Annotated in this window: 24 protein-coding genes and 1 pseudogene; 9 read left to right on the forward strand and 16 right to left on the reverse strand. The window is 57.5% G+C overall.

What is annotated here, in order from left to right:
* The 3 genes and pseudogenes from DW136_RS02965 to DW136_RS02975 form a co-directional block, all read right to left on the reverse strand.
* Positions 1–377: pseudogene (locus tag DW136_RS02965) on the reverse strand (lantibiotic ABC transporter permease); the annotation flags it as partial.
* The gene (locus DW136_RS02970; RefSeq protein WP_118289013.1) at positions 377–1147 is read right to left on the reverse strand and encodes a hypothetical protein; all 771 of its coding nucleotides are present in this window, start codon (positions 1145–1147) and stop codon (positions 377–379) included. The pseudogene DW136_RS02965 and the gene DW136_RS02970, both read right to left, overlap by 1 nt.
* Positions 1144–1872: a lantibiotic protection ABC transporter ATP-binding protein gene (locus DW136_RS02975; protein ID WP_055250122.1), complete on the reverse strand. Its 729-nt coding sequence runs from the start codon at positions 1870–1872 to the stop codon at positions 1144–1146. Before DW136_RS02975 ends, DW136_RS02970 begins: the two co-directional genes overlap by 4 nt.
* Positions 1873–2267: 395 nt before the next feature.
* Here DW136_RS02975 and DW136_RS02980 point away from each other — a divergent pair, with 395 nt between their 5' ends.
* The 6 genes from DW136_RS02980 (at position 2268) to DW136_RS03005 (ending at position 7098) form a co-directional block, all read left to right on the forward strand.
* Positions 2268–2972 (forward strand): CDP-alcohol phosphatidyltransferase family protein, encoded by a 705-nt coding sequence (locus DW136_RS02980; protein ID WP_117817337.1) that lies wholly within the window; start codon positions 2268–2270, stop codon positions 2970–2972.
* A 66-nt stretch (positions 2973–3038) separates the two neighbouring features.
* Positions 3039–3473, forward strand: a complete 435-nt coding sequence (locus DW136_RS02985; protein ID WP_199569376.1) for an FHA domain-containing protein — start codon at positions 3039–3041, stop codon at positions 3471–3473.
* Positions 3474–3476: 3 nt separating this feature from the next.
* Positions 3477–4355, forward strand: coding sequence for a MerR family transcriptional regulator (locus tag DW136_RS02990; RefSeq protein ID WP_055250118.1), 879 nt, complete (start codon positions 3477–3479; stop codon positions 4353–4355).
* A gap of 40 nt (positions 4356–4395) precedes the next feature.
* Complete coding sequence (locus tag DW136_RS02995) at positions 4396–4926, forward strand: adenine phosphoribosyltransferase (protein WP_118289014.1); 531 nt, start codon at positions 4396–4398, stop codon at positions 4924–4926.
* 32 nt (positions 4927–4958) lie between these two features.
* Positions 4959–6065 carry an NlpC/P60 family protein gene (locus tag DW136_RS03000; protein ID WP_118289015.1) on the forward strand — a complete coding sequence of 369 codons (1107 nt, stop codon included), beginning with the start codon at positions 4959–4961 and terminating at the stop codon, positions 6063–6065.
* Between the two features lie 166 nt (positions 6066–6231).
* Positions 6232–7098, forward strand: a complete 867-nt coding sequence (locus tag DW136_RS03005; RefSeq protein WP_118289016.1) for a DegV family protein — start codon at positions 6232–6234, stop codon at positions 7096–7098.
* 73 nt (positions 7099–7171) lie between these two features.
* Here DW136_RS03005 and DW136_RS03010 read toward each other — a convergent pair whose 3' ends face one another.
* Positions 7172–7783 (reverse strand): DUF1836 domain-containing protein, encoded by a 612-nt coding sequence (locus DW136_RS03010; RefSeq protein WP_199580142.1) that lies wholly within the window; start codon positions 7781–7783, stop codon positions 7172–7174.
* 154 nt (positions 7784–7937) lie between these two features.
* Positions 7938–8876: an NAD(P)/FAD-dependent oxidoreductase gene (locus tag DW136_RS03015; protein WP_118289017.1), complete on the reverse strand. Its 939-nt coding sequence runs from the start codon at positions 8874–8876 to the stop codon at positions 7938–7940.
* A gap of 118 nt (positions 8877–8994) precedes the next feature.
* Here DW136_RS03015 and DW136_RS03020 point away from each other — a divergent pair, with 118 nt between their 5' ends.
* Positions 8995–10296 carry a glycosyltransferase gene (locus DW136_RS03020; RefSeq protein ID WP_118289018.1) on the forward strand — a complete coding sequence of 434 codons (1302 nt, stop codon included), beginning with the start codon at positions 8995–8997 and terminating at the stop codon, positions 10294–10296.
* A gap of 398 nt (positions 10297–10694) precedes the next feature.
* Here DW136_RS03020 and dut read toward each other — a convergent pair whose 3' ends face one another.
* From dut to DW136_RS03035, 3 genes are read right to left on the reverse strand one after another with little or no spacing between them, the layout of a single operon-like run.
* Complete coding sequence (gene dut / locus DW136_RS03025) at positions 10695–11138, reverse strand: dUTP diphosphatase (protein ID WP_118289019.1); 444 nt, start codon at positions 11136–11138, stop codon at positions 10695–10697.
* A 4-nt stretch (positions 11139–11142) separates the two neighbouring features.
* On the reverse strand, positions 11143–11586 hold the full coding sequence (nrdR, locus tag DW136_RS03030) for a transcriptional regulator NrdR (RefSeq protein WP_022093781.1): 444 nt from the start codon (positions 11584–11586) through the stop codon (positions 11143–11145).
* 51 nt (positions 11587–11637) lie between these two features.
* Positions 11638–12087, reverse strand: a complete 450-nt coding sequence (locus DW136_RS03035) for a LysM peptidoglycan-binding domain-containing protein (RefSeq protein WP_158571427.1) — start codon at positions 12085–12087, stop codon at positions 11638–11640.
* Between the two features lie 163 nt (positions 12088–12250).
* On the opposite strand from DW136_RS03035, the gene lexA reads away from it, so the two are divergent.
* Positions 12251–12895 (forward strand): transcriptional repressor LexA, encoded by a 645-nt coding sequence (lexA, locus tag DW136_RS03040; RefSeq protein ID WP_040359862.1) that lies wholly within the window; start codon positions 12251–12253, stop codon positions 12893–12895.
* Positions 12895–13599: a heparan-alpha-glucosaminide N-acetyltransferase gene (locus DW136_RS03045; protein WP_118289021.1), complete on the forward strand. Its 705-nt coding sequence runs from the start codon at positions 12895–12897 to the stop codon at positions 13597–13599. The genes lexA and DW136_RS03045 overlap by 1 nt, the downstream gene beginning before the upstream one ends.
* Here the strand turns inward: DW136_RS03045 and hflX are convergent.
* The 8 genes from hflX to recA form a co-directional block, all read right to left on the reverse strand.
* Positions 13584–14873 carry a GTPase HflX gene (gene hflX, locus DW136_RS03050; RefSeq protein ID WP_118289022.1) on the reverse strand — a complete coding sequence of 430 codons (1290 nt, stop codon included), beginning with the start codon at positions 14871–14873 and terminating at the stop codon, positions 13584–13586. The two genes, DW136_RS03045 and hflX, sit on opposite strands and share 16 nt — an antisense overlap.
* Positions 14873–15811 (reverse strand): tRNA (adenosine(37)-N6)-dimethylallyltransferase MiaA, encoded by a 939-nt coding sequence (gene miaA / locus DW136_RS03055; protein ID WP_118289023.1) that lies wholly within the window; start codon positions 15809–15811, stop codon positions 14873–14875. The genes hflX and miaA overlap by 1 nt, the downstream gene beginning before the upstream one ends.
* Positions 15811–17181, reverse strand: coding sequence for a tRNA (N6-isopentenyl adenosine(37)-C2)-methylthiotransferase MiaB (miaB, locus tag DW136_RS03060; protein WP_118289024.1), 1371 nt, complete (start codon positions 17179–17181; stop codon positions 15811–15813). Before miaB ends, miaA begins: the two co-directional genes overlap by 1 nt.
* A 49-nt stretch (positions 17182–17230) precedes the next feature.
* Positions 17231–17548, reverse strand: a complete 318-nt coding sequence (locus DW136_RS03065) for a stage V sporulation protein S (protein ID WP_006235982.1) — start codon at positions 17546–17548, stop codon at positions 17231–17233.
* A gap of 74 nt (positions 17549–17622) precedes the next feature.
* Complete coding sequence (locus tag DW136_RS03070; RefSeq protein ID WP_006235981.1) at positions 17623–18708, reverse strand: ATP-binding protein; 1086 nt, start codon at positions 18706–18708, stop codon at positions 17623–17625.
* 1 nt (position 18709) lies between these two features.
* Complete coding sequence (gene rny, locus DW136_RS03075; RefSeq protein ID WP_089573375.1) at positions 18710–20260, reverse strand: ribonuclease Y; 1551 nt, start codon at positions 20258–20260, stop codon at positions 18710–18712.
* A gap of 257 nt (positions 20261–20517) precedes the next feature.
* Complete coding sequence (locus DW136_RS03080) at positions 20518–21210, reverse strand: regulatory protein RecX (RefSeq protein WP_118289025.1); 693 nt, start codon at positions 21208–21210, stop codon at positions 20518–20520.
* An 11-nt stretch (positions 21211–21221) separates the two neighbouring features.
* Positions 21222–22370 carry a recombinase RecA gene (gene recA, locus DW136_RS03085; protein WP_022094695.1) on the reverse strand — a complete coding sequence of 383 codons (1149 nt, stop codon included), beginning with the start codon at positions 22368–22370 and terminating at the stop codon, positions 21222–21224.
* Positions 22371–22524: the final 154 nt, after the last annotated feature.

Below are 22524 nucleotides of genomic sequence, written 5' to 3' on the forward strand. Positions count from 1 at the left end.
CCGAGCGCCACGGCCAGCGCGGCGGCGCCGAGCGCCGCAAGGGCGAGCAGCTTCGCCGCGACGGCGCGCCAGCGCGAGGGGACCGCCGTAAGGTTGGCGAGGCGCCCGGCAGCGCGCTCCTCGTCCACGGCGAGCCCGCAGACGATGGCGGACATGAGCGGCATGAGGGCGCCGAGGAACTGGGCGTAGGCGTCCGCGCCCAGCGCCGGGTCCCATCGGGCTACGGAGAAGTACTCGCCGCAGGCAAGACCGGCTGCCAGGCAGCAGACGAGGTGCACCGCCGAGAGCGGGGAGCGCGCCAGGCGAAGGGCCTCGGAGAGCAGGGCCAGCGGGAGAGTCATGCGCGGCGTCGGGTCGGAGAGTCGTGTCATGGCCATCACCTCTCCTCGGAGCGCGCGAACCAGGCCGCGCCCGCCGCCGTGAGCGCGGCGAACGCGAGCGCGCAGACCGCAAGGCCCGCCAGCGTGAGCATGCCATCCGCCGCGAGCGCCCCGCCGAGCGCCATGTCCGCCGCGAGTGGCTCGCCGCTCGGCAGCACGGGGATGAAGCTCGTGGGGATGACCATGCTCGCCGACGGCGGAAAAAGCTGCGGCAGCGGCACCAACGACCAGGCGAACCCACCCACGAGCTGCGCGACGAGCGGGCAGAGGATGCCCGCGAGCATGCCGAGCCGCGCCGTGAGGAAGAGCCCTGCGGGGATCATCCACGCCGCGGTCACCGTGTTGGCGAGCGCGCAGAGGAGCATCGTGAGCGTGCCCGCGGCCGTGAGACCCTGCGAGGAGAACGCCGATCCCGCGAGGTAGATGCCGAAGACCACGAGGTTCGAGAGCGTGCAAAGAGCGAGGCACCAGAGCGCCTTGGCCCACCAGGCTCGCCCGAGCGGGAAGCCCAGGCCCAGAAGCCCCCGCATCCGCGTGCGAGCGTCCGCCCGCGCGACGCACGCCACCACAAGCGAGAGAGACACGGGCAGGAAGAGCGCGTACCAGTAGTTCCACGCGCTAAAGATCTGCACGCCCCGGTAGGGCATCGCGCCGAGCAGCGGCATCGGCAGCGCCATGAGCACGGCCAGGCGAACCGGTGCCGCGTGGCGCGACTTCAGGGCCTCGGCGCGCAGGCCCGCGAGCAGGCCGCCTTTCTCGCCCGTCATGCCGCCACCTCCCCGCGCGCTCGTCGCCCTTCCCGGCAGAAGCTCATGAAGAGTTCCTCGAGGTCCTGCCCGGGACGAAGCGCATCCTCGTAGGCAAGGCGCCCCCCGCAGATGATGCCGATGGTGTCCGCCATCTGCTGCACCTCGGAGAGGATGTGGCTCGAGACGATCACCGTCGTACCCGCCGCCGCGAAGCCGCGGATCTGGTCGCGCAGTTCCTCGATGCCGATGGGGTCGAGGCCGTTGGTGGGCTCGTCGAGCACGAGCAGGCGTGGCCGGGCGATCAGCGCCAACGCGAGCCCCAGGCGCTGCCGCATCCCCATCGAGAAGCGCCCGGCGCGCTTCTTCCCGGTGTCCGCGAGGTCCACGGCGGCGAGCACCTCATCTATGCGGCTCTCGGGAAGGCCCAGCAGCGTGGTGCGCACGCGCAGGTTCTCGCGCGCGGTGAGGTTGGGGTAGAGCGGCGCCTCCTCGATGAGGCTGCCGATTGCGTAGAGGTCCTCGCGGCGCCAGGCGTGCCCGGCAAAGAGGATCTCCCCGGCCGTCGGCCGCAGCATCCCGCAGATCATCTTGAGCGTTGTCGACTTGCCGGCACCGTTGGGGCCGAGCAGCCCGTACACCTCGCCCTCGCGGATATGAAGGCTCACGTCGGCCACGGCGTCCTGCGCCTGGTCGCCGCGGCCGAAGCGCTTGGTGAGCCCGCGCGTCTCGAGCATGTAACCCATGGGTTCGTCCTTTCTCTTCCGGGCGCGCGGGCCGAGTCGCCGTGCCCGCGCGCCTCACCTTTCGGGTTCACCATCCATGGTGGGGCGCGTTTCTAACGAAGCCGTAACGGCCGTTGGGTTCTTTTGGCGCCAACCCTTCTCGACCCGCACATCATGATTAATTTGCTTAAAGCAACAACTTTCCCGATCGATGTAATCACCGAATCAAAACGTGTACGTCAGCCATCAAAGATGCTGGAAATGTCATATTTGGAGGCTGATGTACACAAATGCAGAATCCCGCACAACCCAGTAGCATCCTCCATATGTCTGGACTCTCTATGCTTACGCTGGATAGACATCGCCGGAACGGGTATAGTAGCGAAAGTTTTGTCGTTAACCAGCGGGGGAGTCCTGTGGGCATCAAAAAGAAGATCAAAAAGGAGCTTATCGGCACTTCCGATTACCCGTCGAATAAGATCTTTACGATCTCCAATTTCATCACCTTTACGCGCCTGATCCTCACCCTGGTATTTCTGTACCTGTTTGTGACGGATAACAACCGCGTCATCGCCATCGTTATCTACGCCGTTGCCGCCTCTACCGACTGGATGGACGGTCAGATCGCCCGCATGACCAAGACGGTCTCGTGGCTCGGCAAGGTCATGGATCCCATCTGCGACCGTGCGCTGCTGTTCACCGGCGTACTTGGGCTGGTGGTCCGCGGAGAGCTGCCCATCTGGGTCTGCGTGCTCATTATTGGCCGCGACATCTATCTGGGCATCGGCACGCTTATCGTGCGTCATTATCACCGTCGCCCCATCGATGTCGTCTTTCCCGGAAAGATTGCCACTGCACTGCTCATGACTGGCTTCTCGCTCATGCTGCTCGGGTTCCCCGTTATTGACGGCCTGCATCTTTTACCTTCAACCCTTACGGCCTTCCCGGGCCTCAACGGAAGCTCGGTGCCCCTCGGCATCTTCTTTGTGTACGGCGGCGTGATCTTCTCCATGCTCACGGCTGTCATCTACTCCATTAAGGGCGGAGCGGCCATTAAACAAGCTCTCACGCATCCCGAGGACGAGGACATCGACTTTCTGAACCCTGAAATCGAAGACTGATTCGTTGGGGTATGATTACGTACGGTTCATTATTTGCGGCACGTCCGCGATAAGTTAGGGGTTGTCATGGACAACATGGTTAACAATATGCCTCACAATGATAAGACTGCTGACGCTACCTGCGTATTCCGCGTGCCTTCAAGCGACGTCACCGTTCCCGACCTCATGGCCAACGTGCGCATCACCGCCCCCGTTCTGTCCATCGTCAAGGGTCCGCAGACTGGTGCCGCCTTTGAGCTCGAGGACGACGTGACCACCATCGGCCGCGATCCTGCGAACGGCATCTTCCTCAATGACATGACCGTTTCGCGTAGCCACGCGCGCATTATTCGCGAGGGCCTCGGCGCTCGCATTGAGGACCTGGGCTCGCTCAATGGCACCTGGGTCGACGGCGCCATTGTCAATGCGGCCCCGCTGCACGATGGTTCTTCCGTCCAGATCGGTACGTTTACGCTCATCTACCACGAGAGCACGCCGGAGCGCATCGAAACCGGTGAGTAGGGCATGGCCGAACGCAACTATCTGAGTATCGGCCAAGTCGTCAACCTTCTTCGAGGCGCATACCCCGATCTTTCGAACTCAAAAATTAGATTTCTAGAAGATGAGGGGCTCATTACCCCTCATCGTACGCCTAAGGGATACCGTCAGTACTCCAAGGAGGACGTTGATCGCCTGGAGGTCATTCTGCACTTGCAGAAGACCCGCTACATGCCGCTCAACGTGATTAAGCAGCGCTTGGAAAACGCCACGGACCTGTCAACGCTCGCTTACGAGGTGGGCTTGCTGTCCGATGTTCCGCTCAAGACGGAGCCCAAGGAGACTAAGCAAAAGCTGCATCCCATTGAGACCATTCCCGATATGCTGGGCGTCGAGATTTCGTTTATCCGCTCGCTCGCCGAGAACGACCTCATTCGCATCATCAAGAGTCCGCAGAATCGTGAGCTCGTCGATGGTCGCGATTTTCCAATCATCCGCTACTGCTCCGAGCTGTCACGCTTCCATATCGAGCCCCGCAACCTGCGTCAGTACGTGTCTTCCGCCAACCGCGAGTCCTCGATGTTTGAGCAGGTGCTCGTGAGCATGCTCGGCATGGATACCTCCGATGACGAGCGCGACGCCAAGCTCGAGCGTGCGTTTAAGAAGCTTCACGACCTGACCGAGGGTGTGCACACTGCGCTGCTCAAGAACCGCGTTTTTGAGTCGCTCAACGCCGTGGTCGAGGACGCGGACATTGATGCACTCGATGAGGAAATCGCTCGCTCCGAGTCCACCAAGGCCAAAAACGAAGAAACTGCCGCGCCGGCTTCGCACGAGGATTCTCTCGTAAAGCCGCTCAAGGTCGTCGCCCCTTCGCAATCCGGCACCGTCACCGCGGGCAAATAACCGCTGCTGATATTTCGGCAACCCATTGAAAGGTCATGCAATGTACGACTTCGAATCTCAAATCGTCGACATCCCCGACTATCCCGAGCCCGGAGTCATCTTTAAAGACATCACGCCGCTCTTTGGCAATCCCGAGGCGCTCAAAGCCATGACCGATACCCTCGCCGAGCACTTTGCCGGCATGGGAATCACCAAGGTCGTGGGTCCCGAGGCTCGCGGCTTTATGGTTGGCGTACCGGTGGCTGTAGCCCTTGGCGCCGGCTTTGTTCCCGCACGTAAACCGGGCAAGCTGCCGCGCGAGACCGTAAGCCAGAGCTACGAGCTCGAGTACGGCACCGATTCAATTGAGATCCATGCCGACGCTATCAGCTCTAAAGATACCGTGTTGATTCTGGACGACTTGATCGCGACGGGCGGAACCGTCGAGACAACAGGTAAACTGGTGCGAGATATGGGCGCGAAGCTTGTGGGTTACGGTTGTATCCTTGAGCTTGCGTTTCTCAACCCGCGCAAGAAGCTCACGCCTTCTAACGAGGACGTTGAGCTCTTTAGCCTGGTAACGGTGGACTAGCCGCTACCCTTAGATACCGGAAAGGAAGCTCCATGCGCACAGCAAACACGCACAGAAACATGGCACGCTGCGCTGCTACGGCAACCCTCGCTTGTGTTTTGGGCCTGGGCCTCGTGGCTCCGGCCTACGCCGATACCGCATCCGACCTTGCCGCTGCCCGTACCAAGCTCGAGCAGATCGGCACGCAAACCCAGCAAATTCATGAAGAACTCTCCGCACAGACGCAGGAGCTTGATCAGACTGCAGGCGAGATCACGCAAAAGCAGCAGGAGATCGCCGAAGGCCAGGCCAAGCTCTCGACCTATGTCGCCGGCGAGTACAAAACCGGCGGTCTGAGCCTGCTTCAGGTTTTGACGGGCGTCGATGACCTGAGCGATATGCTCAACCGTCTCTTCTACTACGGCAAGGTGTCCGACAAGCAGGCCCAAACCATTCAGGAGGTCAAGGACCTTAAGCAGCAGCTCACCGATAAGCAGGCCGAGCAGGAGAAGAACGTCGCCGCGACGCAAAAGAAGGTCGACGAGCTCAATGCCCAGCAGGCTGAGGCCCAGAGCGTCGTGAACTCCCTGGATTCACAGCTGCAGGCCGAGCTTGCTGCCGAGGCCGAGGCCAACGCCGCGCTGCAGGCTGGTATAAACGCCAGCACCGCCGAAAAGGCCACGGTGAGTAACGACACCGCCGGTACGACCGAGAACACCAACAAGGGTGGCGGTACGACCAACGACGGCGGAAACACGCCCGCGCCCGCTCCGCAGCCCCCGACGCCCGCTCCGGCTCCGGCTCCGACGCCTTCCGCACCGAGCCAGTCCGTTGACGGCGGTTCCGTTGTTTCGCGTGCCTATAGCAAACTCGGATACGCTTACTCTTGGGGTGGCATTGGGCCGAACAGCTTTGACTGCTCCGGTTTTGTAAGCTATTGCCTCACGGGACGCTACTGCCGTCTGGGCACCACGGTCGACTTCATGGGTTGGACCCGTGTGTCCGATCCGCAACCCGGCGATGTTGTGGTTAACTCCTACCATACCGGCATCTATATCGGTAATGGTCAGATGATCCATGCTTCTGACTACAAAACGGGCGTCATCATCAGTTCCGTCGCAGCCGGCATGAACAACAACTATATCTTCGTGCGTTACTAAGTCATCTTACACAGCGTGTGAATGTGGACCTCGTGGCTTTAAGTCGCGAGGTCCATTCTTTTTTTCTCTAATCTTGTACGGCTATCTAGTATTCAAAACTAGATAGCCGTACATTCAGTTTGCAAGATGGCTATAATTGTTGAGGAACAATTAGAAAGGACCCTCTATGAGCTGGGCACTTATCTCCGATTCAAGCTGCAACCTCTGCGATTGGCAACCGACCGCGCCCCATACCACCTTTGCATTTGCGCCCCTCAAAATTCGAGTGGGGGAGCGTGAATTCATCGATGACCTTTCGCTCGATGTTCATGAGCTCAACTGCGCTGTTCAGGCGGAGACGAACGCTTCTTCGAGCGCTTGTCCCAGCGTAGGGGAGTGGGCCGAGCTCTTCAAATTGGCAGACAAGACCATCTGCATGCCAATCTCTGAGGGCGTGTCGGGCAGCTACAATGCGGCAGCCACGGCTCGCGATATGGTTCTTGCCGAGGAGCCCGACCGGCAGATTCATCTAGTCAATTCGCGCGCAGCTGGCGGCAAAATGGACCTCATTTTCTTGCTGTTCGACCGCTATCTTGCAAGCAATCCGGATGTCTCATTCGAGGACGCTTGCGCATACTTCGATAGCCTCGAGCAAAACAGCAAGATCCTCTTTAGCCTGTGTAATTACGAGAACCTCGCCAAAGCCGGACGTATCCCTAAGGCAGCCGGCGTCATTGCCAACAAGCTCAATATTCGCATTTTGGGCACGGCGAGCGAGGCCGGTAAAATCGAGCTCGTCGGGCACACGCGTGGCGAAAAGAAGATGCTCAACAAGATCATCGACACCATGGAAGCCGAAGGTTTTACGGGCGGCGAGGTCGTTATCGACCATGTCGAGAATGAGGCAGGCGCCCAAGCACTTGCCAGCCGAATTGTGGAGCGCTGGCCAGGCTCCAAGACTATCATCATGCCCTGCAACGGCCTGGATTCCTATTACGCCGAGATGCACGGCCTCATCATCGGCTACGGCATGGGCGTAGCTTCGGGCAAATAAAGTCCAACCAATCAAAAATACGGGCGGGACAAAGCGACAGATGGCTCTTTGTCCCGCCCGTTTTATACGTCGGCTAGCTATTAAACCCATTAAACTTTAGATAGCTCATCAGGTACGCCTTCGAAACGAAGGATGAAACCGCACTGCGCACAAGCAGCGACTCACGCGTTACCTGATGCGCCGTATCGGGAACCGGCGTCGGCTCGACGGAAAACGCCGAACGAATCGATGCCTCGAGCTGATCGACCACATAATCGAAAGCCGTCGGGGCATCGTAGCTCAAACGCTGAATGTTAAAGAGCGCCTGCACCGCAGCAATAGGCAGCACCTGCTTAAAGATACAAATGGCGATGAGACGCGCAATCTGCTCACGGCCATACTGCTTTTTAACCGGAGCAGGAACGAGGCCGACCTTTACGTAGTTATTGATCATCGATGGCGTGATAACGGGTTGCTCTACGCAAATCGAAAGCGGCTCCATCCACAGCGCAACATATTCAATAACCTGATCGCGATAGAGCGTTACGTTGGGCAGCTGGTCATAGCGTGGCAGGCTCAACGCGTTGAGTTTACCCACCATATCGGACTGAATAAATGCATCCGGCAGAACCGTCGGCTGAATATCCTCAGGCTTAATGCTGACCGACGTATCGGACATCGGGATAACATGTTTAGCATGGTTCATAAGAGGCCCCCGTTCGTTTTCTATATTGTATTCTAGGTTATATAGTTTTGCATACTACATAGCCGCAAAGTAAAAGTGGTTGGACGGCACATTGATGCACTGTCCAACCACTATGTTTAAAGATAGTAACCTTACATAAGATATATTATCGTACTTATCCACGGAGAAACGCGTATGCGCTCGTTGCCGCTATGCCTCCGTCCGAAACAGCGGTCACAACCTGGCGTAAACGTTTGGAACGGATATCGCCAGCGGCAAATAGACCTGGCGTGCGGGTCGCCATGGATTCATCAGTCAGAATGCCGCCATCAGGCGCCAGATCGACTAGATGCTCAACAAGCTCGGTATGGGGCTGCGTTCCGGTAAAAACAAAGATGCCAAACGAGCCGGGCTCAAATGACTCGGTATGAGTCTCGCCGGATGCATTGTCCTTAAAGGTAATCGTCGTTGGCATGGCTTCGCCCGATAGCTCCACAATACTAGTTTGGTACCTAACTGTAATATTGTCCTTTGCGAGTACTTTCTGAACAACACCATCGGGCGCACGGAACTGGTCGCGGCGCAGCACGATGGTCACACTGTTGGCAAGGTCGGACAGGAACAGAGCCTCTTCGCATGCCGAATTGCCACCACCGATTACAAAAACCTGCTTGCCGCGGAAAAACATGCCGTCACATGTTGCGCAATATGAAACGCCACGACCGCGATACGTATCCTCGCCTGCGAAACCTGCCGGACGCGGCATGGCACCCATGCAAGCGATAACGCTCGAGGCCAGCGTATCGCCCATATCGTGATGCACCGTAAACAACGCTGCATCGGCATCGTAATCGATACCCGTAACCATGCTCCATGTAACCTGTGCTCCCAGGCCCTCTGCATGCTGCTGAAAACGCTCGCCGAGTTCGGCGCCACTCAGGAGCGGGAAACCCGGATAGTTCTCGACCTCATTGGTTGTGGCGATCTGCCCTCCCGACATGCCCTGCTCAATCACGGTCGTCGTCAGGTTGGCACGCGCAGCATAAATGGCGGCAGCATAGCCCGCGGGGCCGCCACCGATAATCGCAACATCGATCGGCTTATCGGTAGTCATGAAGCCTCCTTTCGTCGAAACGTTGTCGTTCTTTGCGCTCATACCCAAATTTACGTGAACGTGACACTCATGCACTACAATGATAAATCCGTATTACAAAGCTGAAGGGGAGTTATCGATGGACCAGGCGCAGACGAGTGACGACGCTCCCCTGCTCACGCACAGCACTCCCCAATCGGAGCAAACCACGCTCCTGGCTCAGCAAAAACCTCTCGTGACCATCGTGCACGCCTCCGTTGGCTCGGGCCACAAGGCCGCCGCAAATGCGATTGCGCAGGCATTCGACCTCATCCGCGGCACCAATGGCATCCCCGAGGATATTGAGATTGAAGTGCTCGATATCCTTGATTTTGGACGTATTAAATTCGACGGCAATAAGACCGCGGCTTCTTTTACGGGAGCCACGCGCCCCGTTTACGACCTGACCTGGCGATATACGCTTACGGGACATCTTCTCTGGGGTGGCGGAACGGCATGGTCGCGAATTATGTTCCCCGCCTTCAACGAATATATTCGTAGCCGCAGGCCCATAGCCGTGGTTGCAACGCACATCACGGCAGCCAATGTTGCCGTGGGCGCCCGCGTAATTACGGGTATCGATTATCCGGTCATCTGCGTACCGACCGACTACGAAGTCGAGGGATGGTGGCCCCACAAGGACACCGATTTATTCTGTGTTGCCAACGAATTTATGGCCGAAACGCTGCGTCCGCGCAAGGTGCTCGAAACAAAGATTCGCATTACCGGCATTCCCATTCGCGCCGGATTCGACACGGATTACGATCGCGAGGAAGAGCTAGCTAAGTTCAACCTCCCCACCGACAAGACCGTCGTGCTGGTAATGGCCGGTGCCAGCTTGCCTCAACCGTACGTTCGCTTTCGCGCGGAGATGGACCGCACCCTCCCCTTCCTACGCAGCTTCGAAGACATGCACTTTGTCTTTTTGCCGGGCAAGGATAAGGAATACGCCGCCCGTCTCAAAACGCTCTTCGAGGCCATGAAACTCGAGAACGTCACGGTTCTTGACTATGTCGATGATATGGCAGCGCTTATGCACGGCTGCGACCTGGCAATTCTCAAATCGGGCGGACTCACCGTCACCGAGTGCCTATGCGCACATCTGCCGATGATCCTGCTGGGCAAGTCCTATGGCCAGGAAAAGGCCAACACCACCATGCTCACCGGCATGGGCGCCAGCATGCATGTCACCACCGCACGAGAGCTCATCGTGACGTTGCGTCATCTCCATGATCATCCTGAGTCGCTCAAGGCACTGCTCATCAACGGAGAAGTACTACGCCGCCCCCACGCAGCCGAAGACATAGCCATCGCAACCATGGAGCTCGTAGGCAAACCCCAAAAGCGCAAACGAGCCTTCTGCCGCTTCTACTGGGGCGGAAAACCTGCGCATATCAGGTAGCGTCTTAATGTCCGCTTACCTGTGGGAGGCCCCTATATATCATCCCGTGCTCAAACATTCTCGCTTCGCTGCGAAACTGCGCGCGGGACGATATATAGGGGCCTCCCACAGGTAAGCTGCGTTAACGTACTAGCAGCTTTACCAGATTCCCCACCACTAGAACCTGCAAAGGCGAAATCAGAAAATATGAATATAGTAAGCCGATGCGAGAAAGGAGGTGTCCCTTTATCGCATCGGCTTACTAGAAAGAAAGGCTTTTATTTTTCAAGCTAGTAACCGCCCGCCCGCCTCTCACACATATCGTTCCACGCGCAGTTTCGCAGCGAGCGAAGCGACGCGAGAATGTTTGAGCATGGAATGATATGTGTGAGAGGCGGGCGGGAGGGATAAGAGCGTCCCTAGGCGACGCCGCTGGAGCCGAAGCCTCCTTTGCCTCGGTCGGTTTTGTCTAGTTCTTCTACTTCTATGAGGTTGACCGTGGGGACTTCTTGGATGACGAGTTGGGCTATGCGGTCGCCTTTATTGATTTGAATGTTAATGGAGGGATCCAGGTTGATGAGGATAACCTTGAGCTCTCCTCGGTAGTGGGCGTCAATGAGACCCGGCGTATTGACTATAGACAGGCCCTGCTTGATGGCCAAGCCGCTGCGGGGCTGGACGAAGCCGGCGTAACCGTCGGGCAGGGCGATGGCCAACCCAGTAGAGACCAGACGGCGTTCGAAGGGCTTCAGGACGCAGTCCTCGTTGGAGCGCAAATCCAAGCCGGCATCAGTGGGATGGGCGTATTTGGGAAGCTCGACGGTGGGGTCGAGACGCTTTATGTTGACGGTAATGTTGGACATGGAATCACCTTAGCTTGTCGAGCTCTTGCAGAAACTCATCGACGTCTTTGAAATCACGGTAGACCGAGGCAAAACGGATGTAGGCCACCTTGTCGATCTTGGCCAAGCGCTTGAGCACCATGTCACCCAACTCATGGGACGTGACAGCCGTCAGCGTGCGAGAGCGCAGCTCGACCTCGATGTCGTCGATAATCTCATTGAGCTTCTTAGTGTCGATATCGCGCTTGATGGTGGCGCGCATCAAGCCGACGAGCAGCTTATTGCGATCGAACCGCTGCTTGGTTCCGTCTGACTTAATGACCTCGATAGGGTCCTCGCATCGCTCGAACGTTGTAAAGCGATAGTTACACGAGCAACATTCGCGACGGCGCTTAATGGTGTTATTTGACTCCTGCATACGGGAATCAACGACGCGGGTATGTGCCTTGCCGCATTTGGGACAGCGCATGGTACCTCCTCTTAAACGATAACAAGGGTACCATGCGCAGCGCGATAATGATTACGAACGAGCAGGAACCTTAAGATGCGCACCGGCGGCGAGCGAACCATGCTCCAGATGATTGACGTTACGGATCATGTCGGAAGTCTCTTGCGTGGAAAGGCCTTCGATTGGATATTCCTCGGCAAGCGACCAAAGAGAATCGCCAGTCTGAACGCGAATGGTCTCGTAAGTAATGTTGGAAACGGACTCGGCATACGCGGCGTGACGAGCGCTAAAGACCGAAGTAGCGAGGACAAAGAAGATCGTAAGCGCAACGGCGACGGCGACAATCGTCGGAACCTTCAGGGCAACGCGGGCCGGCGCGACTACAGCCTGCTGATTGCGAGCAGGCTTTACGGTCAAAGGTTGAATGCCGGAGCGGCCACCCTGAACAACCGTAAAAGTGGGTTCTGCAGGCGTCTCGAGCTTAAGGGCGAGGTTTCCCTGGACCATATTCGTTGCGTTCATCATGTTCTCCTCTCGCGTGTTTTGCTGAGAACAGTTTTATCAAGCCGCGCGGACAAAAATGTCTAGCGCGAGAACGAATGTTCGGTTATTATTATCTTCGAACAGTTGTTCCTGTCAAGCAAAATTCGAACATTTGTTTGACATGGGTAGAGAGGATGCCCTGATGGCTCGCAAAATTACCAAGCGTCAGCAGCAAATTTACGACTTCATCAAGGAATATCAGCAGGAGAAGGGTTATCCGCCCAGCGTGCGCGAGATGGCTTCTGCCGTGGGCCTTTCCTCCCCAAGCACCGTGCACGCCCATCTCTCTGCCCTGGAGGCGCGCGGGCTGCTCAAGCGCGATGCCACCAAGCCGCGTGCCCTGGAACTCTTTAACGAGGATGGTTCCTCTGTCTCAATTTCTAAATCTGACGAGCCCACCGCACCTCGCGGAACGGTCTCGCTACCGCTCGTTGGTCGCGTCGCGGCTGGGATTCCCATTCTGGCCGAGCAGAATATCGAAGACACGTTTACTATCCCGACCGAAATCGCCACTGATCAGGGTTCCTTTATCCTTGAGGTGCATGGGAGCTCAATGATCAATGTCGGCATCTTCAATGGCGATTACATCATCGTCCGTGAACAAAAGAGTGCCATGAACGGCGAAATTGTCGTGGCCATGATTGATGGTTCGGCGACCGTCAAGACGTTCTACAAGGAGCAGGGGCGTGTGCGCTTGCAGCCCGAGAACGACACCATGGAACCTATCTATGCAACGAATCCCGTTATCCTGGGCAAAGTCGTCGGCTTGATGCGCCGGTTCTCGTAATGCAAAAACGCATAACCATATTTGATACCGTCCGCGGGTTTACGATGATTTCTATGGCAGGTTTTCACGCTTGCTATGATCTCGCCTACCTGTACGGCTGGGATATGCCCTGGTTTACCCAGTCAGCCTTTCAAGACATCTGGCGCGCCAGCATCAGCTGGGTATTTTTGTTTATCGCCGGTTGGATGTGCACCCTTTCGCGCAACAATATCAAACGTGCCGCCAAATACGCCTTAGCAGCACTCGTTGTCTGGTTGGCAACAACACTTGTCTCAGTCGACGATTCGGTTAATTTTGGCATCATCTACTGCATGGCCGCATGCACCGGCATCGTGGCGTTGACCGATCCCGTCCTTAAGAAGATAACGGCGAGATGGGGCATGCCCCTATGCCTTATGTTGTTCGCAATCACCTGGAGCATCCCCAAAACGATCTACCCTGTCCCCTACCTGGCGTGGCTGGGATTTCCGAGCCCTGGGTTTATCTCAGGTGATTACTACCCCATCATCCCGTTTATCTTTATGTATCTTACAGGATACTTCGCCGCACACATAGCGCAGGGAATCGATAAGACCGTCCCTAGCTGGGCCTACGCCAACCCCCTGCCGGCGCTCGCCAGCCTTGGACGTCACGCTCTCCCCTTTTATCTGCTGCATCAGCCCATCATTCTGGGCATTTTGGAGCTCGTCTACTCGGTGCGATAACGCTCGAGCCGCGGTGCAATACGAGCCGGCAACTTCGCCACAATGCGAACGCCGTCCTCGAGATATTCCTCATGCAGAAGGGTTCCCTGCTCATGCACCAGCGTGATGAGAGCGCCCTCGCGATACGGGATATCAGCGGAGAGCAACACATCGGTGGCAGCCGACTCGCGAGCAATCCGGTCGACGAGATCGTCGAGCCCCTCGCCCGTTTGGGCCGAGAACAGAACGGCCTCCGGATAGCGACGACGGAAACTCAATCGATCGACGCTATCGAGAAGATCGATTTTATTGAATACGGTCAGCGTCAAACGCTCTCCGGCGCCGATCTCATCAAGCACGCGGTCGACAGCCTCCAGCTGCCGCTCATAGTCCTCGTCAGACGCATCTACGACTTTGAGAATTAGATCGGCACCCAACACCTCGGACAGCGTCGATTTAAAGGCATCGACCAGGCCATGCGGCAGCTTTTGAATAAAGCCGACGGTATCGGTAATCGTCATGCCGCGACCGCCGGGCAGGCGATACGAACGCGTCGTCGGGTCGAGCGTAGCAAACAGCTTGTCCTGCGAAAGTACCGTAGAGCCGGTCAGACGATTGAGCAACATCGATTTACCGGCATTGGTATAACCGGCTAACGCGACGCGAAACGCCGGTGACTCAATGCGGTTCTTGGATTGAACATCGCGACGCTGTTCAACCTGCTTGAGCTCACGACGAAGCGCAGCGATCTTATTACGAATGAGGCGACGGTCGACCTCGAGCTGACTTTCGCCCTGACCAAAACGTGAGCCGATGCCGCCGCGCGTCTGCTCCTTGGCGAGATGGCTCCACATGCCACGCAGGCGAGGCAACAAATATTGAAGCTGTGCCAGCTGTACCTGCAGGCGTCCCTCACGCGTCTGAGCATGCAGGCCAAAGATATCTAGGATCAGTGCTGTACGATCGATAATCTTTACCGGCTCGCCCACGGCTTTCTCCAAATAGGATTGCTGCGAGGGGGTCAGGTCGTCGTCAAAAATAACGACATCGGCATCCATGCGATGCACCAGGCCGCACAGCTCTTCAACCTTACCGGAACCGATAAACGATTTAGGATACGGCTTTACCAAACGCTGCGACAAGCGTGCCACGCACTGGGCACCAGCTGTGTGGGCAAGACGCTCCAGCTCATCAAGCGAGCGATCGAGCGGCCATGCATTGTCGCACCACTCAACACCAACTAAAATGGCACGCTCGGGCTCGGGTGCCGTGGGAACAAGGGGGAAACGGGCCATTAGGCAGCCTCAATACGATGCAGGATATCCTCAACGACCTCATCGATCGTACATTCATCCATATCAAACCACGCGATACGGTCATCACGCTTAAACCACGAAAGCTGACGCTTGGCATAACGACGCGAACGCATCTTAATGAGTTCGCGAGCCTCATCCATGCTCATCACGCCATTGAAAGCATCGATGATCTCTTTATAGCCAATTGCCTGCATCGACGTCAGGGCATCACCCAGCCCCTGGCCCATAAGACCGCGGACCTCATCGACAAGACCCTGCTCAAACATCAGATCGACGCGCAGGTTAATGCGCTCGTAGAGCACCTCGCGATTACGCGTCAGACCAAACCATAGAGCATGATAATGCTCGCGTGGAACACCAAACTGACTTTTTTGCTGTGCATAGGAGACACCATCATCGTGCATTTCGAGCGCACGAATCACACGGCGCACGTTATGGGGATGAATAACAGCAGCAGATTCTGGGTCACGCTCGGCAAGCAGCACGTGCAGCGCTTCCTCGCCTATGCGCTCGGCAAGTTCCTGATACCCCGCGCGACGATCGTCCTCAAGCTCGCCCGAGGGAAAATCCATCTCATCCAGGGCGGCCTTGAGATACAGCCCCGTACCTCCGCAAAAAACCGGCAGGCAACCCAAACCAAGGAGACGTTCAACATGCGCGCGAGCGTCAGCCTGATAAAGCGCAGCAGAATATGCCACACCCGGCTCAACAATGTCGACGAGACGCAACGGCGCCGTACACTCATCGGGCGCCATCTTTGCAGTACCGATGTCCATGCCGCGATAGATTTGCATCGCATCGCACGACAGCACTTCGGACGAAAGACAAGCTGCCAAACGGTCGGCAACATCGCTCTTACCAACCGCCGTCGGACCGACGATCGCAACGGCGGAAAGACCTGCCCCGGGAGAAACCATTAGCGCGGCTCGCCCACAACGGAGCCGGACAAATACCAGGTCTTGGCAACGTCAACGTCAACATCAACGATCTTGCCAACAAGCTGATCGATGCTGTAGCCCTCGGGGATGGGCGCATGCACGGTCTGATTCTTGGGACTCTTACCCAGCAGGACCGCGTCGTTCTTTTTACTCGTTCCCTCAATGAGCGCCGGCACCACAGTATGGAGCTCACCCTGGTTATACTCGTGTGCCGTGGTCTCGATAACCTTAACCAGGCGGTTGAAACGCTCGAGAATAACCTCATGCGGCGTAGGATCGTCAATCTCGGCGGCCGGGGTACCGGCGCGCTTGGAATAGATGAAGGTATAGGCCTGAGCATAACGGACCGTCTCGGCAAGTGAGAGCGTCTGCTCAAAGTCTTCTTCAGTCTCGCCCGGGAAGCCGACGATAATGTCAGTCGAGAGCGCGATATCGGGCATGCGGTTGCGAATGCGATCGACCAGGCCCAGATAGTCCTCGCGTGTATAACGGCGATTCATCTCTTTGAGGATCCGCGTCGAACCTGACTGGACGGCCAAGTGCAGCTGCGGCATAACGGCAGGCGTCTCGACCATGGCGTCGATGGTCTCGGGCAACAGATCCTTGGGATGCGAAGACGTAAAGAAGATACGCTCCACACCCGTATCGCCCACGGCGCGCAGCAAATCGGTAAAACGCGGCTTGCCAAACAGATCGCGACCATATGAGTTAACGTTTTGGCCCAAAAGTGTGATCTCGCGCACGCCCTGGCGCACCAGACCGGTCACCTCGTCGACAATCTCCTCGAAGGGGCGGCTCTTTTCGCGACCGCGTACGTACGGCACGATGCAGTAGGTGCAGAAATTATTGCAGCCTGTCATGATGGGCACCCAAGCGTGATACTGGGTCTCGCGATGCCACGGCATGCTCATGGCATCCGTATCCTCATGCTCATTGGTACGGATATGACGCTTACCATCAAGGAACGCCTCGGCAATGAGCTCGGCCACATGAGCGATGGAATGTGTACCGAAGATGACGTTGACGTTATCGACGTTGGTAAGCAGACCCTCGCCATCGCGCTGCGCGATGCAACCACCAACGGCAACAACACGTTTGCCCGAAGGCGAAGGCGGCAGGCTCTTGCAAGAGTTGCACTGGCCGTACAGGCGAGTATCGGCGGCCTCGCGCACGCAGCATGTCATGAAGACAACGATATCGGCATGCTCGGGATCGAGCGCCATGAGACAACCAAACGAATCGAGCAGACCGCTCACACGCTCAGAATCGTGCTGATTCATCTGACAGCCAAAGGTGCGGATAAAGTAGGTTTTACCGGCAAGAATATCGCGTACGGAACGCTGGTCCATGTGCATAAGTCCTAACGATGGAAGGGAGGTGAATCGAGGCAAGCAGGAGCTATGCCACAGGCTTAACATCATCCATGACGACGTTATCCATAGCAGCTCGATTGATCTGGTGAACGTAGATAGAAAGGCGGATGGCCGTGCGCGACTCCCCGTTAATGAGGATGTCGGAGAACACGGGCGCGCAGGAAATATCAAAACCGGTTGGAATCAAAAAACCGCGCGCGATAGCCACGGCCTTAATGGCCTGGTTGACAGCACCGGCACCGACACACTGGATGTTGACGGGTACACCATCCTTGACCATGCCGGCGATGGCGCCGGCAACGGACGCGGGCGATGATTTGCTTGATACCTTCAGGCAATCCATGAAGAAACTCCTGCGATTAAAAGTACGTTTTAACTGCAATAACTGTATCGTACCGAGTGGACTCGGTAAAGGCACTATTCCTCTTTGGCAAGATCAAAGGTCACGGTGATTCGATCACGCGAAACGCGAATCTTTGGGTCGCCGCAAAGGTTGAGATAGTACCGGGCAGCAAGGTCATTAAAGTCGCGCTCCACAGCGCGCGAAAACTGTGCCATGTCATCCTTGGCAATACGTAGCCCACGACGATCCTTCGCGAGATCGACAGGAGCCGGCGCATGCGAGGATGAGTCACGCTCGCGCAGCAGACGCGCAGTCACACCGCGAACGGGCTTAATCTGCCCTGCCAAAATGCGATGGGCCGTACGCTCGGACATCTCAAGACCCAAACCCGAACAGATACGGATAAAGTCCTCGGCATCGGAGGCAAGGCCTAAACGATCGACAACCGGAAGCTCACTCTCGTCATCAATGAACAGGAGACGAGACGTATCGAGCCGACTTGACGCCTGAGCATAAAGGGTCGCGGCAATCTCGGACGGAGAGCCCAGATAGACATCGCAACCACGCAACTCCTCGAGCGCAAACTCACAAGCAGCGCGAATAATATTATGCGGACCGCGAGCACAGACATAACGCCCGTCCTCATCCTTGACGGCCTGGGGCCAGCTGGACTGATCGGCACGCTCACTGAGGCGGTCGGCCGCAACGCTCACCTTAAAGGCTGAGCCAAGATCGACACCGGACGTGACCACGCGGGCCTCGTCGGTGTTCTGCTTGATCGAAAACAATGCCATGCCACGACCGTGAACGCCCCAACGGTCCATCTTCATGCTCTCGAGCTTGGAGGTAACGCGGGCATCGAAGATTCGCTCTTGCATGTCCTGCGGAACGCCCGAACCGTTATCCAGAAAGACAAGCGTGCGGACGCCATCTTCCTTGGTCGTGGCGAGATAGACCTTGTCGGCGCCAGCATCGCGAGCATTACGGAGCATTTCGATGACGATATCCTCGACATGCTGAATGTCGTGCTTTGCCTGGCGCCGCTCGGCCTCCGAAACGCGGAGGCGGACATACCCCTCGCCAAGGTTCTCCTCGACGCGAAGGTTGCCCTCCCCCGACATCGACGCGATAAATGAGATGAGCTCGTTCGCGTCGCTCATGTTATTTAGCGATATCGACAGCGCGGCTCTCGCGAATCACGACGACGCGCACCTGACCGGGATATTCCATCTCTTCCTCGATCTGATGGGCGATATCGTGAGCCAGGACCGTGGACTGGGCATCGGAGATCTTGTCCGGCTGAACCATGACGTGGACCTCGCGACCAGCCTGCATGGCATAGGTACGCTCGACGCCGTCATGGGAGTTGGCAATCTCCTCGAGCTTCTCAAGACGCTTGATGTAGTTCTCGGCAGACTCGCGACGGGCGCCGGGGCGAGAAGCGGAGACGGCATCGGCGGCCTGTACCAGGACATCGAGCACCGTGTTGGGGTCGACGTCGGCATGGTGAGCCTCGATAGCGTGGACGATAACGGGCTTCTCACCATAACGGCGGGCAAGCTCGGCGCCGATAACGGCATGCGGGCCCTCGACGTCGTGGTCGATTGCCTTGCCCAGGTCGTGCAGGAGGCCGGCACGCTTGGCGGTCACAACATCCAGGCCAAGCTCGGAAGCCATCACACCGCACAGATCAGAGACCTCGAGGGAATGCTGAAGCACGTTCTGGCCAAACGAGGTACGGTAGCGCAGGGCACCAAGGGTCTTGACGATCTCGGGGTGCAGGTCGTGGATGCCAGTATCGAAGGCAGCCTGCTCGCCAGCCTCGCGCACGCGCTGCTGAACCAGGTCGGCAGCCTTGTGATACATCTCCTCGATGCGGGCAGGGTGAATGCGGCCGTCGGCGATGAGGTTCTCGAGGGCGACACGGGCGGTCTCACGACGGACCGGGTCGAAGCTCGAAAGAACGACGGTCTCGGGCGTGTCGTCGATCACGAGGTTGACGCCGGAAACCTGCTCGAAGGTCCGGATGTTGCGACCCTCGCGACCGATGATACGGCCCTTGAGGTCATCAGAGGGAATGTGCACGGAGGTAACGGTGACCTCGGCAGTGTGATCGGCAGCGCAGCGCTGAATCGCCAGAGACAGAATCTCCTGGGCGGTCTTGTGGCACTCGGCGCGAACCTGCTGCTCGGACTCGCGAATGATCGTGGCGGCCTCGTGGGTGACCTCGCCGCGAACCTTATCGAGGAGCTCCTTGTGGGCGTCCTCGCGGGTAAGGTCGGCGATACGCTCGAGCTCGGAGGTCTGCTTTGCGCAGAGCTCCTCGAGCTCACGGGAGCGCTTCTCGACCTGACCGGCCTGGCTGGACAGCTGATGCTCGCGCTTGTCGAGAGCGTCGTTGCGGCGATCGAGGGATTCCTCGCGCTGCATCACGCGGTTCTCGAGCGTACGAATCTCGTTCTTACGCTGCTTGTCCTCGGCCTCAGCGGCCTGCTTGTTCTTGATGATCTCCTCTTTAGCCTCGAGCAGAGCCTCTTTTTTGAGGGTCTCGGCCTGACGCTTAGCATCACCGATCAGGGACTCAGCCTGTGCGTGTGCCGACTGGATTTTTTCGTCGGCCTCGTGAAGACTACCCTGCTTGGCGGTGCGCATGTAGGCAATGGCGGCGATGGCACCCAAAACGATGCCAACGAGCGCTGCGATGATAGGCATGCTCACTCCTTTTTATGGATTCGTTACACAACAAAGCGAACCGTCCTTACGAACGGCTCGCGACATTTGAGTAATATGGGCGCAGCTTATGCGGGTCGGATACAGATAAACATATAAACAAACTCATCACAGATGAGCACATATCACAAAGCAAATGACAGTGTTTATCGTACGTTGAACCACAACAACTGTCAAATAAATGGCCCCAGCACGGCGGCTAAAACGCGGTGAACGGCAGGGCCACAAAACGCATACGCCTAAACCGCACATTCCTCGCGTTCGGCATTAAGACGAGCCTTAACGGCATCGGCGGCGATGTGATACGAGAAGCCCTTGCCCATCAAAAACCGAACCAGTTTTTCGAATCCGCGCGTCTCTGGAACACGCCGCTTGGCGAGCAGGGCTGACGCACGCGCCAAATCGTCTTCGACAGCAAAATAATCCTCGGGATAACCGGGAATGTCATCGAGCACGACATGACGGCGCTTGAGCTCGGTCTCGATTTTGCGCTGTCCCCAGCCACGCCGCTTGCGCTCCTCGATAAAGTACGAGCAAAAGCGGTTCTCGTCTAAAAAGCGATACTCGGTGGCGCGCTCGACGGCGAAATCGATCGCGAGCTGATGAAAGCCGTAGCGAGCCAGCTTGTCACGGACCTCACCCGTCGCATGGTCGCGGCGCGACAACATCTCGGTCACCATGGTGAGAGCACATTTACGCTCGATGAGCTGAACCGCCTCACGAAAGTTATCCCAATCACAGGGAAGATCAGGGCGGTTTTTGACATACAGGCGCGCGGCCCGCACGGGAATCCAAATGGACCGCTTAAAACCGCCCTCAAGCTCGCAATCGATACGTGCGCAAGGCTTTTTGGACGCATACCCGCTCGAGAACGAGGAGGCCGCCTTCTTATCGGGAAAGACGACCGTGGCCTCGGTCACCGTATACGACATGAGCGTAACCGCTACTCGTCGTCATCATCGAGCATGGCGGAACCATCGATGGCGTAAAGCTCGTCAAACTCCTCAGGCGCAGGCTGATCGGTCAGCTCGACTTCGGACGGAGCATCGTCATCAAACTCAAGCCCGCAGGCAAGGCGGACCTTATGCTCAATCTCGTCGGCGCAATCGGGGTGTTCGCGCAGGAACGCCTTGGCGGCCTCGCGACCGTTGCCGAGCTTGTCCTCGCCATAGGCAAACCAGGAGCCCATCTTCTTGCAGATGCCGCACTCGACAGCCATGTCCAAGATCGAGCCCTCCTTAGAGATGCCCGTACCGTACATGATGTCGAACTCAGCAGAACGGAACGGAGCTGCCACCTTGTTCTTAACGACCTTGGCGCGCACGCGGTTACCGATAACCTCGTCCTTAAGCTTAATGCTGTCGATGCGGCGAATGTCGATACGCACCGAAGAGAAGAACTTAAGGGCACGGCCGCCCGTCGTAGTCTCGGGGTTGCCGAACATGACGCCGATCTTCTCACGCAGCTGGTTAATGAAGATGCACGTCGTGTTGGACTTGGACAGCGAGCCGGCGAGCTTGCGGAGCGCCTGGCTCATCAGGCGAGCCTGAAGACCGACCGTAGTGTCGCCGATTTCTCCCTCGATCTCGGCACGCGGGGTCAGCGCGGCGACGGAGTCGACGACGATGGCATCGATGGCACCGGAACGCACAAGCATGTCAACGATTTCGAGCGCCTGCTCACCCGTATCGGGCTGGGAAATGAGCACCTCGTCGATATCCACGCCGATGCGTGCGGCATACGTGGGATCGAGCGCGTGCTCGGCATCGATAAATGCCACAACGCCACCCATTGCCTGGGCCTCGGCCAAGATCTCGAGCGAAAGCGTCGTCTTACCGGAGGACTCGGGACCGTAGATCTCGACGATTCGGCCGCGCGGCACACCGCCGATACCCAGTGCGGCATCGAGTGCCAGAGCGCCCGTAGGGATGGCCTCGACCTCGAGCTCGGGGCCACCGTCGCCGTACCTCATGATGGAACCCTGGCCGAATTTCTTCTCGATCTCGGCCTTGGTGGTGGCGATCATCTCATCGCGCTCTTTACCCGTCGTGCGAGCATGAACGGTACGTACGGGACCTGAATTCTTGGCCATGAATAGCCCTCCTCTTAACAACCTGCATCGATAATAAACGAACGGCTGTTCGTGGTCAACCGTTCAGATAAATCATATGCAGCCGACCTTTCCAAAACCCAACCAAACGCCGACCAAACACTGACCAAATGCTTGACCACAAAGGACCAAATAT

The sequence above is a fragment of the Collinsella sp. AM12-1 genome (genome assembly GCF_003472325.1).
Lineage (GTDB): Bacteria > Actinomycetota > Coriobacteriia > Coriobacteriales > Coriobacteriaceae > Collinsella.